Consider the following 15,865-nt stretch of genomic DNA (forward strand, 5'->3'; position numbering starts at 1 on the left):
TTACTCTTTATATGCTGTAATAACAAGGCTAGTATTTTGACCGCCAAAGCCAAATGAATTAGATAAAACCGTGTTGACGCAAGCTTTACGGCTATAATTAGGAACGACATCCAAAGGGATAGTAGGGTCTGGATCATCATAATTGATTGTAGGAGGAAGTATTCCCGATTGGATAGTTAAAAGTGAAAAGACAGCTTCTATAGTGCCAGCAGCAGTTAAAGTGTGTCCAATCATTGATTTATTGGAAGAAACGGGAATATGTTCTAAAATATCGCCAAATACTGTTGATAGTGCTAGATATTCCATTTTTTCATTTTCAGGTGTGGAAGTTCCATGTGCATTGATATAATCAATTTCATTAATTGTTATTTGTGAATCAGCTAAGGCTTTACGAACTGCTTCAGTTGCTGGTGATGCATCGGGTTTTGAACGAGTACGGTGAAAATCATCTGCTGTTTCTCCACAACCTGCTAAAATTCCCAGAACTTTTGCCCTACGATTTAAAGCACTCTCAAGAGATTCAAGAATAAGAGCACCCGATCCTTCTGCCATGACAAAACCGTTTCGGTCACGACTAAATGGTTTTGACGCCTTTTCTGCGGGATCATTATGGGTTGAAAGAGCAGATAATAAAGAAAAACGAATAAGAGATTCTGCTGAAACTGAGCCATCTGTAGCGATGATGAGTGCGCGATCTGTTTCTCCTCGTCGAATAGATTCTACACCTAATTGAATTGCTGTTGCACCAGATGCACAAGCGGTTGAAAGTGTGACAGGAAGTCCCTTTGTCCCAAATGTTTTTTGAAGCTTTTCTGCAATTGCCCCAAATTGCGTTGTTTCAAAAAGTGTGTGCTGGGGTTTACGGCTACAGACTTCAAGAAGATGCGCATAAGAAGGTTCATTATTGGATGTCTCTTCTTGATCAAGAGCAAAACGAGCTTTCCACTCAAGTTCGACAGGGGGAGCTGCTAAGAATAATGGTCCATTGAAATTTGTTTTATCAAGATTGGCTTGCTCTAGAGCTTCTTCTGCTGCAAGATGTGCTAGTTTTTCAGAAAGAGCTGAAGCTCCAATTGTACTTTCTTGAAGAAAATCAACAGTTCCTGCAATAATTGTATTTAATCCTTCAACGGGAAAGCGTGTTATTTTATGAATACCACTAATGCCATTGATTAACTTTTGCCAGTTTTCTTGTTTACCTTGCCCCAGTGATGTTACAACGCCTGCTCCAGTTATTGCTATAAGTGGACGTCCGAAATGATCGTTATATTCTGTCATAGAAATTCCTTTTAGACAGCAGCTAAGTGTATTATACCTTCAGCTCTTTTTATACCAACTGTAGTGGCTAATGCTTCACGTATTTCTCCAGAAAATGGTTTTTCATGAGCGCTCAGTGTTGGAAAGCTAAGCTTTTTCTCAACAGCGATAGCAGCTAATGCGAGTGCTAAAGGAAATTGCGCTTCTCGCAAGTAACCAAATAATGTTGTTATACCACGGTAAGGTATATTAGCAGCATCAAGCGCATTTTGCTCTGCTTTTGTTACTTCATGAGATCCTGAAGCACCTGAAATTGTAAAAATAGATTTAGCCTTTATTGTTTTTAACATTGTAACAATTGTATCTTTAAGTGGAATTTTTGTCCTATTTGTTTGATCTGTGATGATTTGGCTGATTTCAGCATAAACACGGGCATTGCGTTTTTTTGCTTGCTCACCATTTTCAAGCACTAAAAAAATACCTGCAGAGCCGGTTATTATTTCACTACCAAGGGAATTTTTACGCTCCCAAACTGGCGACCATCCATCGCGTGCTAAAAGGCCTCCAAGCCCATAGGCTAATAACATATCATAGCTTTGAGCATTATAGGAGCTACCTACTAAAACATGTGTGCTCTGTCCTGATCGAATTCGGGCAACAGCTACCTGCACAGCAGAAAGTCCACTACCTTCTTCACCCATAAATGTACGAGAAGAACCTGTTACTTTGTGAACAATTGAAATATTGCCGGCTAAAAGATTGGATAGTTGTGCTAAAAATAAAGTTGGGCGAAGTTCAGTTAAAAGGACAGAATTAAGCATAGAAGCATAATCATTTGTTATGCGTGCTTTAGCAAGAATTTGTGTATCAACAGCAATATCACGTTCACCTCCACTGGCTGCAACGATCATATCCATTGTTGATGTTAACTGTTTATTGTTTTTTATTCCCGCATCCTCAAGAGCAAGGCCAGCCGCATAGGTACCAAGACGCTGCCATGTTTCCATTTGTCGTTGGTCACTACGTTTTGGAATTTGTAAATTCCAATCGATTTCGGTTAATTTATGGACAGTGTAGGGTGAAAAGCTCGTACAATCTAGATTTGGTGTGATTGTAGGGTCGTTCAATTTTTCCCAATGGCAATCAACCCCTTCACCTAAAGAGCTTATTAATCCTATACCGGTAATGAATACAGATTGATCCTGCATGATGAAAGAAATCAATTAGCCTTTTTTAAGGCAATGAGTTCATCAATTTTTGCACAAAGGTTTTTAAGAACAAAATATTCTTCGGTTGCGACTACACCTTCATTAATTTCTTGAGTCCACTGTTCTAGTGGAATTTTAATTCCGAAAGCTTTATCAAGAGCAAAAACGATATCAAGAAAATCCAGACTGTCGATTCCTAAATCATCAATTGTATGACTTTCAAGCGTAATCACGCTGCGATCGATTTCGCTGATTTCAGCAATAACATCAGCAACTTTATCAAAAGTAGAGGGCAATGTATAATTCCTTATTATAGGTTGATAGCTTCATAACATCTCAAATATAACTCTATCTAGCTTTTTTTACCTAAAAAAAAAGACTTAATCCAAAATGCAATTGTCTTTTCAAGATGAAAAGTGAATTTGCAATGGATTAAGTATCTCTTTTTGATTGTTTACAAGGAAAAACGCTAAATTTTATCGTAATAAGTATTACTTATTTTTATTTGCCTTGTTATGAGTTTTTTTTCTATTTGCAGCAAGCACTGCCAGTGCTGTCATATTAACCACTCCTCGTGAAGTCACTGAAGGTGTGAGAATATGTACAGGACGTGCTGCCCCAATTAAAATAGGGCCTACATGGAGTGAATCTGTTAGATTTTTTACAATATTAAGTGTGATATTGGCTGCATCAAGTGTTGGAAAAACAAGCAAATTAGCTTCACCCTTAAGACGTGAATCAGGAAAAACACGATCACGAAAAATTTGAGAAAGTGCAGAATCACCGTGCATTTCCCCATCTGATTCCAAGTCTGGATATAACTCTGCCAAAATTTCAGCAGCACGGCGCATTTTACGCGCACTTTCTGTGTTTTTGGAACCAAAATTTGAATGCGATAATAATGCTACTTTGGGTATTATACCAAAAGCTTCAACTTCTTGTGCTGCTAAAACTGTCATTTCCACTATTTCTTCTGCAGAGGGATTTTCATTAACGTAAGTATCCGTTAGAAAAAGAGTGCTATGGGGAGAGATAAGTAAACTGACAGAAGAAAAACGACTAACATTAGAATCAAGTCCAATAATTTGCTCGATTAATTGAAGATTACGTTCAAAACGTCCTTCTAAACCGCAAATCATTGCATCAGCTTCTTCACGCATAACCGCAAGAGCAGCAATAGCTGTTGTTGATGTTCTTACAATTGTTTTCGCAACTTCAGGTGATACACCACATCTACCTGTATAACCAAGTAGTAAATTAACATAATCACGAAAACGTGGATCATCTTCTGGATTTGTGAGCTCAAAATCTACGCCGGGACGAATTTTTAAGCCAAAGCGTTTTAATCTAGATTCCACTACATGTGGACGGCCAATGAGAAGAGGAATTGCAGTTTGTTCTTCAAGAACAATCTGTGCTGCACGAAGTACACGTTCATCTTCACCATTGGCATAAATTACACGTTTGCGTTTTGCTGTTTTTGCAGCAGCAAAAACAGGTTTCATCGTTAGACCAGAACGGTATACAAAGCGGTTGAGACTGTCATGATAAGCAGTAATATCTTTAATTGGCCGAATTGCTACACCGGTTTTCATTGCTGCTTTGGCAACGGCAGGGGCGATACGCAGTATTAAGCGTGGATCAAAAGGGAAGGGGATAAGATAATCTGGGCCAAAATTAGGTGTTTCTTTTGAATAGGCACGTGCTGCAACATCTGAAGATTCTTCACGAGTAAGGGAAGCAATAGCGTGAACTGCAGCTATTTTCATTTCTTCATTGATTGCGGTGGCACCAACATCTAATGCGCCACGGAAGATATAAGGAAAACAAAGAACGTTATTGACTTGATTGGGATAATCAGAACGTCCTGTGCAGATCATTGCATCTGGTCGCACAGTACGCACTTCTTCTGGCATAATCTCCGGTGTTGGATTAGCGAGTGCTAAAATTAAAGGTTTTTTGGCCATTTTTTTGAGATATTCAGGTTTTAAAACACCACCTGCTGAAACACCTAAAAAAATGTCTGCATTATCAATAATCTCAGATAAAGTTCGTGCATCAGTTTTTTGCGCGTAGTTAATTTTCCAACGATCCATAAGTGTTTTGCGGCCTTTATAAACAACACCGTCTAAGTCACTAAGCCAAATATTTTCAACTTTTGCTCCAAGATGAACTAAAAGATTAAGACAAGCCAATGCAGCAGCACCTGCACCTGAGGTAACTATTTTTACATCTTCAATTTTTTTACCAGCAAGATGTAATCCATTTAATACAGCAGCAGAAACAATAATAGCAGTTCCGTGTTGGTCATCATGGAAGACTGGAATATTCATTTTAGCACGAAGTTTCTCTTCGATTTCAAAGCATTCAGGAGCTTTAATATCTTCAAGATTGATACCACTAAATGTCGGCTCCAATGCAGATACGATTTCTACCATTTGTGCAATATCAGGTGCATCAAGTTCGATATCAAAAACGTCAATGTTTGCAAACTTTTTAAATAAAACAGCTTTTCCTTCCATGACAGGTTTAGAAGCAAGCGGGCCAATGTTTCCTAATCCTAAAACAGCCGTTCCATTTGATATAACAGCCACTAAATTGGAACGGGAAGTGTATTGAGCTGCTAGGTTTGGATCTTTATGAATTGCAAGACATGGTGCAGCAACACCTGGAGAATAAGCAAGTGCTAGATCACGTTGATTACCAAGTGGTTTTGTTGCTTGTATTTTTAGTTTTCCAGGCTTTGGATATTGGTGGTAAAAAAGCGCTGCACTATCAAGTTCAGTTTGATGTGAACTGACATTATTATTTGATTTTGTAGACATTTTTGTGATATCCAAGTTAATATATGTTTATAGGGACATTGCCATTTACAATGAGATTATGCCCGTTAAAAAATCCGATTTTTCTAAATATAAAAAGGTATAAATGTGCACAAATTCTTTTGAATTTTCAAACTAATACACCAAATTAATTTATTTGTGTTAATTGATAATTTCATTAATATTAACATTATTATTTTTGCCTCCTTAAAAATTTTACAACAATCGATCAGTTTGAAAAAGCTCTGATAAGATAGCGTTGATGGTTACGTTATAAATTAGTTTTTTTAATGCTTACGAGAAATGATGCAAGTCTAATGTGTGTGCTTAGAAAAAAGACCTAAATTTATGATTGATGTGTAGAGGGATGTGAAGATATTATGAATAAGTTTAACCATTTGTAAGATAACATAATTTAACATTACTTTTATAATTCCTTATAAGAGCGATTGCATTTTGGATGAGATTTGTCATAAGTTCTTCGTATTTTTAATTTCCAATTCGCAACATGTAGATTGTCGTTATTAACTAACAAGGATTCAAAGTAAATGTGTTAGGAGTGGATATGCTTTGTTCTTCTTTTGTCCATTATGTTTGTAAATAACGTGCACAATTTCTATATTAGATTAACGATAGTTTATGCTATTATTTTTAAGGTATGTTAATGGTATTCATTTATGATCATATCTTCTTATTCTAATAACATGTACACATATACATATTTTTCCTTGTTTCCTGCTTAAGCATAAACGGTAGCTCGTGGTTTCTTTAATCCTAACTCCATGAAGTATGTTTCTTTTATAAGCGAGTAACAAGATTTTAAAACAACATTTATGCTTTTTACTAACTAAGTATGCTTAAAAAAGAATATTGGCAAGTTGAAATGATGAAGGAACTGCTGCTTATAATTGATGCGGTGTAAAAGTTAGCTACTTCTATGGTTAAAACTTATTGGTATTGTTCATAATATTGCATAGACTCATCATGATGATGATTGATTAATGTAAATTAAGAAAGAAAAAGGGAAAAAGTTATTCTTTTTCCCTTTTTTATTAGTTTTATTGAATTCGTCCGCTTGCATGGGCAAGCATAGTGTAAACTTTCCCGGTATCTGATATTAAATATTGTCGTGCTGCACGGGTATTTCCAGAATTATTGGATACATCACGTAATAATTTTTCGAAATCTGTAATATATCGATTGATCGAGTCTTTAAAATTAATATCACTTGTATATTTCTGCTTAATCATTTCAAATATCATTTTCCCGTTCGAGGTATAAAGCTGCTCAGTTATGATATTTTTTTGTCCACGCCGATAATGATTCCATAACTCAACAATGGCATTATGATTAATAGCTTGTAAAATAGTTGTTGCTAATGAATTAAGTGATCCACCTGCAGGATGTGATTTTGTCTGTACTGATGAAGAAATTGAACTGTTATCAGCACTTTCAGGCTGCGTTTTTTCACACGAAGCTCTTGCCAACAGGTCTGATACCCATCTGCTTTGATTTGATTTATTATGTTTTTGCGACCAAATGGGCTTTGGTGGCACTATCTTTTTTGTAGTTTCGGAAGAAGTACTATCGGCTCCATTTGACATTAATGATGTAGTCATGGCTGATATCAATCGATCTTCTTTTGCACTATTTTTGTCATTATTTTGTATGACATCTGTCAAGTCTTTTAACGCTGTAATTTGTTCATTCAAAGTGTGACGGACTGTTTGTATTGTTTCTTTTGTTTGTGCTGGTAGTTTTTGAATATTCTCATTAATATCGTTATTAACTTTTGAAAGTTCTAAACGAATCTCACTAGCTGATTTGCGTATATCTTCTGCAGCTCCTGAAAAACGTGTTGAAACTTCATCAATAAGTTGATTAAGTGTCTGTTCCAGTAATTGCGTAGAATTACGTGCATTTTCATCAGTGTGTTTAAATGCTAAACTGAGAGTATCTTCATAATGTTTGATAAGTTGATTAATCTCATTAGACTTTGAAACAAGAGTATTGCTCAGTGTAGATAGCGCATTTTGCTTTTCTTCAAGTGTCACATTTAGTGTATTTTCTGATTGTCCAAGCATATGAATGGCGTCAGAAAGTGTTTGAGCATGTTCACTGAAATTTGTTGTTATATGACTAATTTTATCAAATATATTTTGCATAAACTTTTGTAGAGACTCCACATTATTATTGAGTATTTGACCTGAAGTTGATAAGTGTTCTACTGCTTGATTGGTGTTTTGGAAGAAGTTATTTGTTGTTTTATTAAATTGAGTGTCAATGTTTTGGACTGTTGATATCAAAATATTACTATTTTCGTGGATATTATAAATTGATTGATTCAACTGCTCAAGGATTGCCGAGACACTATTGATAAGATCTTTTTTCATAGTAGCCATGGTTTGAATAGTTTCAGAATTTGTCTGTGTAAAAGTATTTATCCAGCCTTCATTTTGTGCGAAAATTCTTTGTTCAGCATCTTGTGTTGAGAGAGCAAGTTGTTCACTGATATGCTGCGTTAAATTACCAAATGATTCAGTTGTATTTTGCGTAGTTTGATTTAAATAATCTGTTAATTCTGTTAAGTGTTCAACATACCCTGAAACTTGAGAAATTGTTTGATTATTTGCTTCTTCTAAACGATTGCTTACATCAGACAGCCGATATCCTAAATTATTTTCGAGCTCCTGCATGGATTGATAAAGAACGTTGGAGCGCTCATTAAGCAATTGTTCAATAGCTGTTGTTGAAGAATGAATTGCTTCATTAAACAATGTTTGTGCATTGTTGCCTGCTATTGTAACGGCTTCTGCAGTATAAGCTGTCTGTTCTTCTAAAACAGAGAGAATTTTTTCACTGGTATTATGAATTGTTTGTTCAACATTTGAGACAATACGATTACCAGATTCAAAAATAATATTTTCTGCTTTCGTAGTAACATCAGCAACAGATGAAACAAACTGATTACCGGCAGAAAGGATAGAGGTTTCTGTTTTTTCTACTTGATCGGCCATTATTAATGCCGCTTGTTGAGAAGCGTTAACGAGTTTTTCTTGTGCTTTATTTGCTTCATCATCTAACGATGAAAGCATTTGTGCACTTGTAGAGGTAAGAATATCAGATGCTTCCATAACCTTGTCATGTAAACTACCTGTGACCGTATTAACGGAATTCTCTAATGTATCGCATATATTATCTACGCTTGTTTCCAACGCTTGTTGGATTGCTTGGGTATGCTCATTATTAAAAGCAATAGATGTTTTTAAGGTGTCAGAGCGTTCCTCAAATACAGATGTTTGTTCTTTAATAGTTTCACATATTTGGCCCATTTTCTCGGATAATGTCTCTCCTAATGTAGTTACGCGTTCAAAGATTTGACCTGTTCTATTTTCTAGATTTTCATCGAACGATTCTATCCGATTTTCAAAGGTTTTGAACAATGTCTCATTAGATTGAGAGAGAGTATCTTTTAAGGTTTCGGTATGATTTTCAAGGTTTTTGACGTGGTTTTGAACAGCTTCGGTGATGGTTTTGTTGTTACTATCAATAACATTTTCAACCAAGTCCATTTGCTGTTTTAAGGCTGTATCAATGTGTATATCACTTTTTGCTATGATATGATGGATTGCTTCCATACGTTGCTCGATCGTGCGAGTTTGATCTGCAAGAACTTCGTTAAGAGAAAAACTATTGGTAGCCAAAGAATCACGCAAAGCTTCAGCACGTATATCAATATTTTTAGCTTGCGTTTCTAAGGCATCTTGAGTTGTTTGGCAGCTTTGAGTAATGGTTTCTTGTAGTTTTTCTGTGCAATGAGCTATAGCGGCCAGGTGATTTTCCGCGCGCTGATCAATAATTTGAATATTATCAGTTAAAGTTTTTTCAATCGATGAAACATTTTGGGTTAATTCATCAATTTGATTTCTCAATGTATCAGCAATCTTATCCTTTTCGCTGGTGAGCATATTTTCCATTATATCTCTTTGATCAGCAATTTGTAATTTAAAGTCTTGTGAACGTTCCTTTATAATATCAACAATTGCATCATCAACATTTTGGATTTCTTCTCTCAAAAGTTTTTTGCTTTCATCGATTGCAGAAAGAACATTATCATGACCGTTTGTAAATACATTGGCAATATCAGCAGTTCTTTCTTGAAGATTTGCACTAATTTGCAAGGTGTGAGCTTCCAAAAATCCACTAAGTTTTTCAACGTTATCTTCTAAGGTTTGACTACGGGAAATAAAGGATTCGATGATAGAATCACCATGCTCTTTGAGAGACAAATCAACATTTGCTAAACGGTTTTCAAAAGCTTCAAGTGCTTCTGCGGTGATATTATCGAATGTAGAAGAGATTTTATAAGCTTGTTCGTCAAGCTGTATGATTTTTTCATCCAAATTTTGCAATGATTGATTATGACGATCAATAATTACTGTATCAACAGTTTTAAATTTTTCATCAATACTGGAGAGAGTTTGATCTGTTGCAGCCTGTATGTTTTCCGCAATTTTAGCGATATGCATTTCAGCTTTAACACTTGTTTCATTAAAAGTTTTTTCTAATTGCTTTTCATTATTATCAAAGCGTTCTGAGAAACTATCAAAGTTTTTTCCTAATTCATCGAAAAATTCTGTGTTCTTTTGCTGAATGTGTACTGTTGTTTCGTTAAATTTTTCAACGAGCTGTTTTGTTATATCATCTCCTGCATAGGAAAGTTTCGTAACAAGATCTTCGCCTTGTTTTTCTAAAGTTTGAGAAAGAGTTTGCGTGAGTTTATCAATATTAGTTGAAATTTTGGATGCAACTAAATCAAATTCATCACTCAACTGTTTTTGTGTTCCTTTAATTGTTGATTGTACGCGGTTAGCATGATTCAAAATTGCTGTACGTTCATTATTTAATTCTTCTATTAATTTGTGAATTCGCGATTCATTTTCTGCATAAGCCTGTTCGAGATTATGAACTTCACTTTGTATAATAGCTTCAAGTTCAACAGCACGTCCAAGAGTGCGCTCGATTCCTTCGTTCATTGCAGCTACTTCTTTACGAATGGTTTCTCCTATAGCAATAGCTTGCTTTTCAGATATGTGTTGCGGTTTATTAAGGTGTTGTGCTGCATGTGTTATAAGAACAGCAATATTGCGTAATTCAGTTGAACGTTTTGTTAACTGAGCAAAACCCCAAGACATGAGAATAGGAATTATAGTTCCTGCAGTTACGACTAGCCCAGTAGGTGACGTAATAAAAGCAGTAATATTGGCTAAAGAATTTAGTCCAGCAGGAGCTAATTTATGAGCAATAAAAGCACCCCCTGTTGTCCACAGAGCACTAAGTGCTGTTGTACTCCAATAAATCCGGGAGATGGAATTTTGTTTTAATGGCCCCAAATTTAAAGGCTCTATTATATCATCATTAGCAGGGAGGGGTTTTGTAGCTAATAACGTGTCACGCACAGTTCCGCCAGAAAGCTCATTTGTAGGTTTTTGTCCAAAAAGTTGTTCAGCAACAGATTCATCAATAACAACGTCATCATGAACATTAGAGGTAAGAATTAAAGCACTGTTTTCAGAAAGAAGTTCTTCTTCTGCTGTTGCAATTTTTTGAATCAAATCATCCACGTGAATAGGGTTTGAAGGATCGTTTGATGACATTGCTTCAATTGCCGAATCATCAAGGTTAAAGTCCATTGCTTTTTCGAGAGCTTCTTCAAATTCGACTTCAAATTCTTGTAATTTGGTTCTACGTGCCATACTTGCCTCATACTTTTACAGATGGAAAAGAAATACGCCCCTTTCCAGTTATTTCTAATATATTAGCTGTTAATTATTTAGAAAGGAATATGTATAAGGTAAAAGTTTTACAACTTATCAAGATAGGGTTAACGCGAATTTTGCTGCTTGTTTAAAAATGGTAGAAAATTCATTAAAAACAATACACTACGGAATTATATCTGAAATAAAATTATTTATAGTTTGTTCTGATAATCAATATTATAGACTTAATATGTTTGATAAAATAATTGAATAAAGCATTTCAGTGACATATAACGTATCGAAGATTTTTGCAAAATGTGCTAGTTTTTTTAAGTGCATAACCATTCATGTTTAAATTGATACAAAATGATTATACCATAACAAAATTTAAACAAAGTAATTAATTATGTAAAGAATATTAGATATGTATTTTTTTAGCGCCATTTCAAAGTTATTTGTAATGAGGAGATGGTGAATTGTGTTAAGTAATGGAAATGTACACTTTATAATAGAAACAAATAAACAACCTATAATAGCAATAAGTTAGATTTAAGAAACAAATGAAGAATTAATGGGACTCATTACTACAGATACTAGATCAAAATATTACAGTTTTTTCATTTGTTTTATTCATTTCACTTATAAGCATGTGTAAGAATCTATATATAGTTTGTCATGTTATTTAGGACATTTTTCTGTGCCGTTATAAGTTTTTTTACTGTAGTTGCAGGGTTTGCTAATAGTGACAAAAATGAATTTAATAATCTAATTCATCTACAGGAAGATGCTTCTTTGTTATGCCTTTAAATTATAGTATATTAGTTAATATTCAATACTTTTGTGTTGAATGGATACTAAATCTAGTCAGTAATATATAGCGAATGTTGTTACGTAGAGGCATTATATATTGTTGATGCCTTTTTACAAAAAAGTCTACTTTTAGAAATAGTAGTGTAATCAGTAAAAAACGAAGGTTTAAAAATTTTTATATTTGATTTCTGATCTTGTTAAGAGTGATGTTCAACTTATATATAATAGATCATTTTTCCAATATTAAACGGAATTTTCTGAATTTTTTAATACTGATACATTGACAATTTGTTATTTTTTAGTCGATATGAAATAGCGGGTTTTTTTTACGATTCGCAGCAAAGGTGTAAGAATATGGTAGAACGATCACAGCACCTGCAAGATGTGTTTTTAAATACAGTTCGTAAGCAAAAAATTTCTCTTACAATTTTTCTTGTGAATGGTGTTAAGTTGACAGGTGTTGTAACGTCATTTGATAATTTTTGTGTTCTTTTGCGGCGAGATGGGCATGCGCAATTGGTTTATAAACATGCTATTTCGACAATTATGCCGGGTCAATCTGTACAAATGTTTGAAGGTGAGGGGTCTGAGTAGATAATAGGGCTGTTATCTTGAGATCTTTTGTTCTTTTTCTATTACCTTGAATTGTTATGATGGATACAAATAAAAGATCTGGGAAATTGGTTTCACAGGTTACAGAGCGAGTGCGCACTGTTATTTTTTTACCGTTTTTTCCTGTAAACAAGAATGAAAAAGTTTTAAGTGAGCACTCAATAGATTCTCGGATAAAAGAAGCATTAGGATTAGCACAAGCTATTGAGCTGGATATTGTCCATTGTGAAACCATTAATATTAGTACACCACACCCTTCGACTTTGTTTGGGATAGGAAAAGTGAGTGCATTTGCTAATTATATAAGTGAGCATCATATTGCCCTTGCAATTGTGGATCATGTTCTCACACCAGTACAGCAACGTAATTTGGAAAAACTATGGAGTTGTAAGGTTATTGATAGAACGGCTTTGATTCTTGAAATTTTTGGTCGTCGTGCACGAACAAAAGAGGGGAAATTGCAAGTAGAATTGGCACATTTGTCTTATCAAAAAAGCAGGCTTGTCCGGAGTTGGACACACTTGGAAAGACAACGCGGTGGTAGTGGTTTTTTGGGAGGGCCTGGTGAAACTCAAATTGAAGCAGATAGACGCCTTCTGCAAGATAAAATCACTCGTATTCGTCGTGAGTTAGAAAATGTTGTTAAAACACGTGCTCTTCATCGAGCTAAAAGAAAGAAGACGTCTCACCCTGTTGTTGCTTTAGTAGGGTATACTAATGCGGGAAAATCAACACTTTTTAACCGCTTAAGTAATGCGGGTGTATTAACAAAGGATATGTTGTTTGCAACGCTTGATCCAACTTTACGCAAAATTATTCTCCCTCATGGGCAAGCTATTTTTTTATCTGATACTGTAGGTTTTATTTCTAATTTACCAACGCATTTGATTGCGGCTTTTAGAGCAACCCTCGAAGAGGTAATTGAAGCTGATTTAATTATCCACGTAAAAGATATATCAGATCCTGATCATCGTGCTCAGGCTCAAGATGTGTTGGAAATACTTTCAAGTTTAGGTGTTGATATTGGCAATACAGATCATATCGTGGAAGTTTGGAATAAGGCTGATATGTTGGATAAGCATACATTAAATGTTTTGCAAACAAGTGCAAAAACATTGTTAAATCCTGCATTAATGATATCAGCGCTCACTGGAGAAGGATTAAATCAATTGTTAATAACAATTGAAAGAAGGCTTTCTGGAGAAATGCAGGATGTTAAATTGATTTTAAAGCCTGATGAGATGCAACTTATTGATTGGTTTTATAGAAATTCTGGTAAGATAGAGCGGGAAAGTCATGATGATGGTTCTGTTACTATCCGGGCACTCCTTACTTATGAAGCAAAGAAACGATTAGATCATATAAAAAATATGCATAAACCCTTCTTTTGATCTATATATAAAAAAAACTTCTTTTATTTTTACGTTTTTCTAATCCAAAAATAATATAGCTTTGAGTTAAGAGGATAGTTACTCCTTTCTCTTAAATAGAGAGTGTGAAATATTTTGTTGGTTAAAATAAGATGAGTTTTGAGCGTGATAAGAAATTGTTAATACGCATAATATCGCAAAACGCTTTAATTGTTTTTTTCTCAGTAATATTATGCGCATTTTTGATTTGGTTATATTATTTTGTTCAACCACGCTCCTACCAAGCGACCTTAACATTTACGTTATCTGATTCTGTTGGAATCCCATTACCAAGTGATGAACAAGATAGTATTGTTGCATTACTGTTTGCTCAACCTGTTTTTTTAAATAATTCAAATATACAAAGATTTTTTCCTCATGGTGTGCATGAGAAAAAACTTTATGAAAATATTCGGTTTTCTCGTGATGGTGACCTGATCAAACTTGCTTTTGAAGCAAAAACTGTTGAAGATGCTCAAAAAGGGTTGGAAAGTTGGTTTTCTGCTTTTTCAGACACAGTCATTAAACGAAATCAAAAATTATTATCGGTAGAAAAGAAAGCTGATCAACAATATGATAATACTGCAATATTAAATATATTACAGACGTTTCGCTCATCTACTAATTCTTCCATTCATCATGAAGCAAAACAGGCTGAGCTTAATAACCTTTATGCTAAATTAACAGATGCGACTTTAAGGCGTATTCACTTAACAATTTTGAATTCGACCATTAAAATGATGCGTAAAAATGGCCAGTCTTTATTATCTTTATCATTTATTGCAAACAACTCAGCTGTTGTTGCATTAGAAGCTAAAATTAATCTTTTGGAAACACAAAAAGCTCATATGGCTGCCCAATTAGGTTGGGAACATCCTCAAATTAAAGCAATGATTGCGGAATCGAAAGCGCTTTCTACTCAGTTAGAAGATAAAATTTTGCAAATTACTAATCAAATTCATTCAGATGAGATTGTCGCAAAGAATTTTGAAATACAGCTAAGAGAGAAGATTAGAATTTTTGTAAAGGATCAATCTCAGTCTTTCAATCAAATGTTAAATGAGCTGGAAAGTAAAGTAAAAATAGTGATAGATAGGCAAAATAAAGAGATGAACATTCATACTCCTTTATTACAAAAGGCAAAGATTCGTATGATTGTTCCAATAACAGTAGCTCCTGTTTCTTTTATGGCTCTTTATAGCAAAAATGTCTTTGTGAGTATATTAGCAAGTTTGATAGCTCTTTTAGTGGGGTTATTGTTATTTCAAAGATATTCTGAAACAAAAAAAACTCAACCGGAAGAAGATTTAGAAAACAGCAGAAATGCTTTATTGACTAAGGTAATAGAAAATTCTGAAACTTTTATGACAATAGAAGGATTATCGGTTTTTTTAAAATTACGTTCTTCAATGATTATTTCAATAATTGGAGCACAGGCTGCTCGAATGGCGGCAAAATTATCTCTTCATCTTGTAGAAGAGAAAAAAACAGTTTTGCTGGTAGATGTTTCTGGCCAGCAAATAGAAAAAATAATTGGCCCACATCGAGGATTGAGTGATGTGTTAACTGGCGATGCACAGTTACAAGATGTTATTTATCGCGATTACGATACAGGAGTTGATATTCTTCCGCAAGGGTTGGCGAGCACTGTTCGTGCTCAGGATTTTTTAAATGATATTCCCCGTCTATTAGAAGAATTTAAAAAAGGTTATGATTTGATTATTTTAGAAATAACTAGCGAACCCAAATACGGATCTGAGCAAATTGCACAATCGACAGATTATTATATTTGTAATGCTACTTTTGATAAACATAACTGGATAGTGCAGATGATATCAAGATTTCCAAAAACTGTTTGTCGTGTGAATTCGTATTGAACATTGGCAAAATAGGAATGGTAATCGCTTATTATAGCGAAAACACTTTCTTTTTGCGTAGCATTACTAGAATCTTATAAAAACAATTGAAATTTAATTTTTAGATTTAAA

At 34.5% G+C, this 15,865-nt stretch carries 8 protein-coding genes; 3 read left to right on the plus strand and 5 right to left on the minus strand.

The features are described 5' to 3' along the window. The 5 genes from BWD162_RS02260 to BWD162_RS02280 form a co-directional block, all read right to left on the minus strand. A complete protein-coding gene (locus BWD162_RS02260) occupies window positions 1-1,278 on the minus strand; it encodes a beta-ketoacyl-ACP synthase (protein WP_078705260.1) in 1,278 nt (425 codons plus the stop codon). A gap of 11 nt (window positions 1,279-1,289) precedes the next feature. After that, the gene (locus BWD162_RS02265; RefSeq protein WP_078706118.1) at window positions 1,290-2,465 is read right to left on the minus strand and encodes a beta-ketoacyl-ACP synthase; all 1,176 of its coding nucleotides are present in this window, start codon (window positions 2,463-2,465) and stop codon (window positions 1,290-1,292) included. 11 nt (window positions 2,466-2,476) lie between these two features. After that, window positions 2,477-2,761, minus strand: a complete 285-nt coding sequence (locus tag BWD162_RS02270) for an acyl carrier protein (RefSeq protein WP_078705261.1) — start codon at window positions 2,759-2,761, stop codon at window positions 2,477-2,479. Between the two features lie 195 nt (window positions 2,762-2,956). Further along, window positions 2,957-5,290 carry an NADP-dependent malic enzyme gene (locus BWD162_RS02275; protein ID WP_078705262.1) on the minus strand — a complete coding sequence of 778 codons (2,334 nt, stop codon included), beginning with the start codon at window positions 5,288-5,290 and terminating at the stop codon, window positions 2,957-2,959. Window positions 5,291-6,345: 1,055 nt separating this feature from the next. Then, a complete protein-coding gene (locus BWD162_RS02280) occupies window positions 6,346-11,043 on the minus strand; it encodes a hypothetical protein (RefSeq protein ID WP_078705263.1) in 4,698 nt (1,565 codons plus the stop codon). 1,167 nt (window positions 11,044-12,210) lie between these two features. Between BWD162_RS02280 and hfq the strand changes: the two genes are divergently transcribed. The 3 genes from hfq (at window position 12,211) to BWD162_RS02295 (ending at window position 15,754) form a co-directional block, all read left to right on the plus strand. Continuing rightward, complete coding sequence (gene hfq, locus BWD162_RS02285; RefSeq protein WP_007477688.1) at window positions 12,211-12,450, plus strand: RNA chaperone Hfq; 240 nt, start codon at window positions 12,211-12,213, stop codon at window positions 12,448-12,450. A gap of 56 nt (window positions 12,451-12,506) precedes the next feature. After that, complete coding sequence (gene hflX, locus BWD162_RS02290; RefSeq protein ID WP_078705264.1) at window positions 12,507-13,859, plus strand: GTPase HflX; 1,353 nt, start codon at window positions 12,507-12,509, stop codon at window positions 13,857-13,859. Between the two features lie 131 nt (window positions 13,860-13,990). Next, window positions 13,991-15,754, plus strand: coding sequence for a hypothetical protein (locus BWD162_RS02295; protein WP_078705265.1), 1,764 nt, complete (start codon window positions 13,991-13,993; stop codon window positions 15,752-15,754). The last annotated feature ends 111 nt before the right edge of the window (window positions 15,755-15,865 follow it).

The organism is Bartonella sp. WD16.2, from assembly GCF_002022505.1.
Classification (GTDB): domain Bacteria; phylum Pseudomonadota; class Alphaproteobacteria; order Rhizobiales; family Rhizobiaceae; genus Bartonella.

Coding starts and splice junctions, on each gene's coding strand:
- BWD162_RS02295 (WP_078705265.1), top strand. CDS start 13,991: ATGAGTTTTGAGCGTGATAAGAAATTGTTAATACGCATAATATCGCAA.
- BWD162_RS02280 (WP_078705263.1), bottom strand. CDS start 11,043: ATGGCACGTAGAACCAAATTACAAGAATTTGAAGTCGAATTTGAAGAA.
- hfq (WP_007477688.1), top strand. CDS start 12,211: ATGGTAGAACGATCACAGCACCTGCAAGATGTGTTTTTAAATACAGTT.
- BWD162_RS02275 (WP_078705262.1), bottom strand. CDS start 5,290: ATGTCTACAAAATCAAATAATAATGTCAGTTCACATCAAACTGAACTT.
- BWD162_RS02265 (WP_078706118.1), bottom strand. CDS start 2,465: ATGCAGGATCAATCTGTATTCATTACCGGTATAGGATTAATAAGCTCT.
- BWD162_RS02260 (WP_078705260.1), bottom strand. CDS start 1,278: ATGACAGAATATAACGATCATTTCGGACGTCCACTTATAGCAATAACT.
- hflX (WP_078705264.1), top strand. CDS start 12,507: ATGATGGATACAAATAAAAGATCTGGGAAATTGGTTTCACAGGTTACA.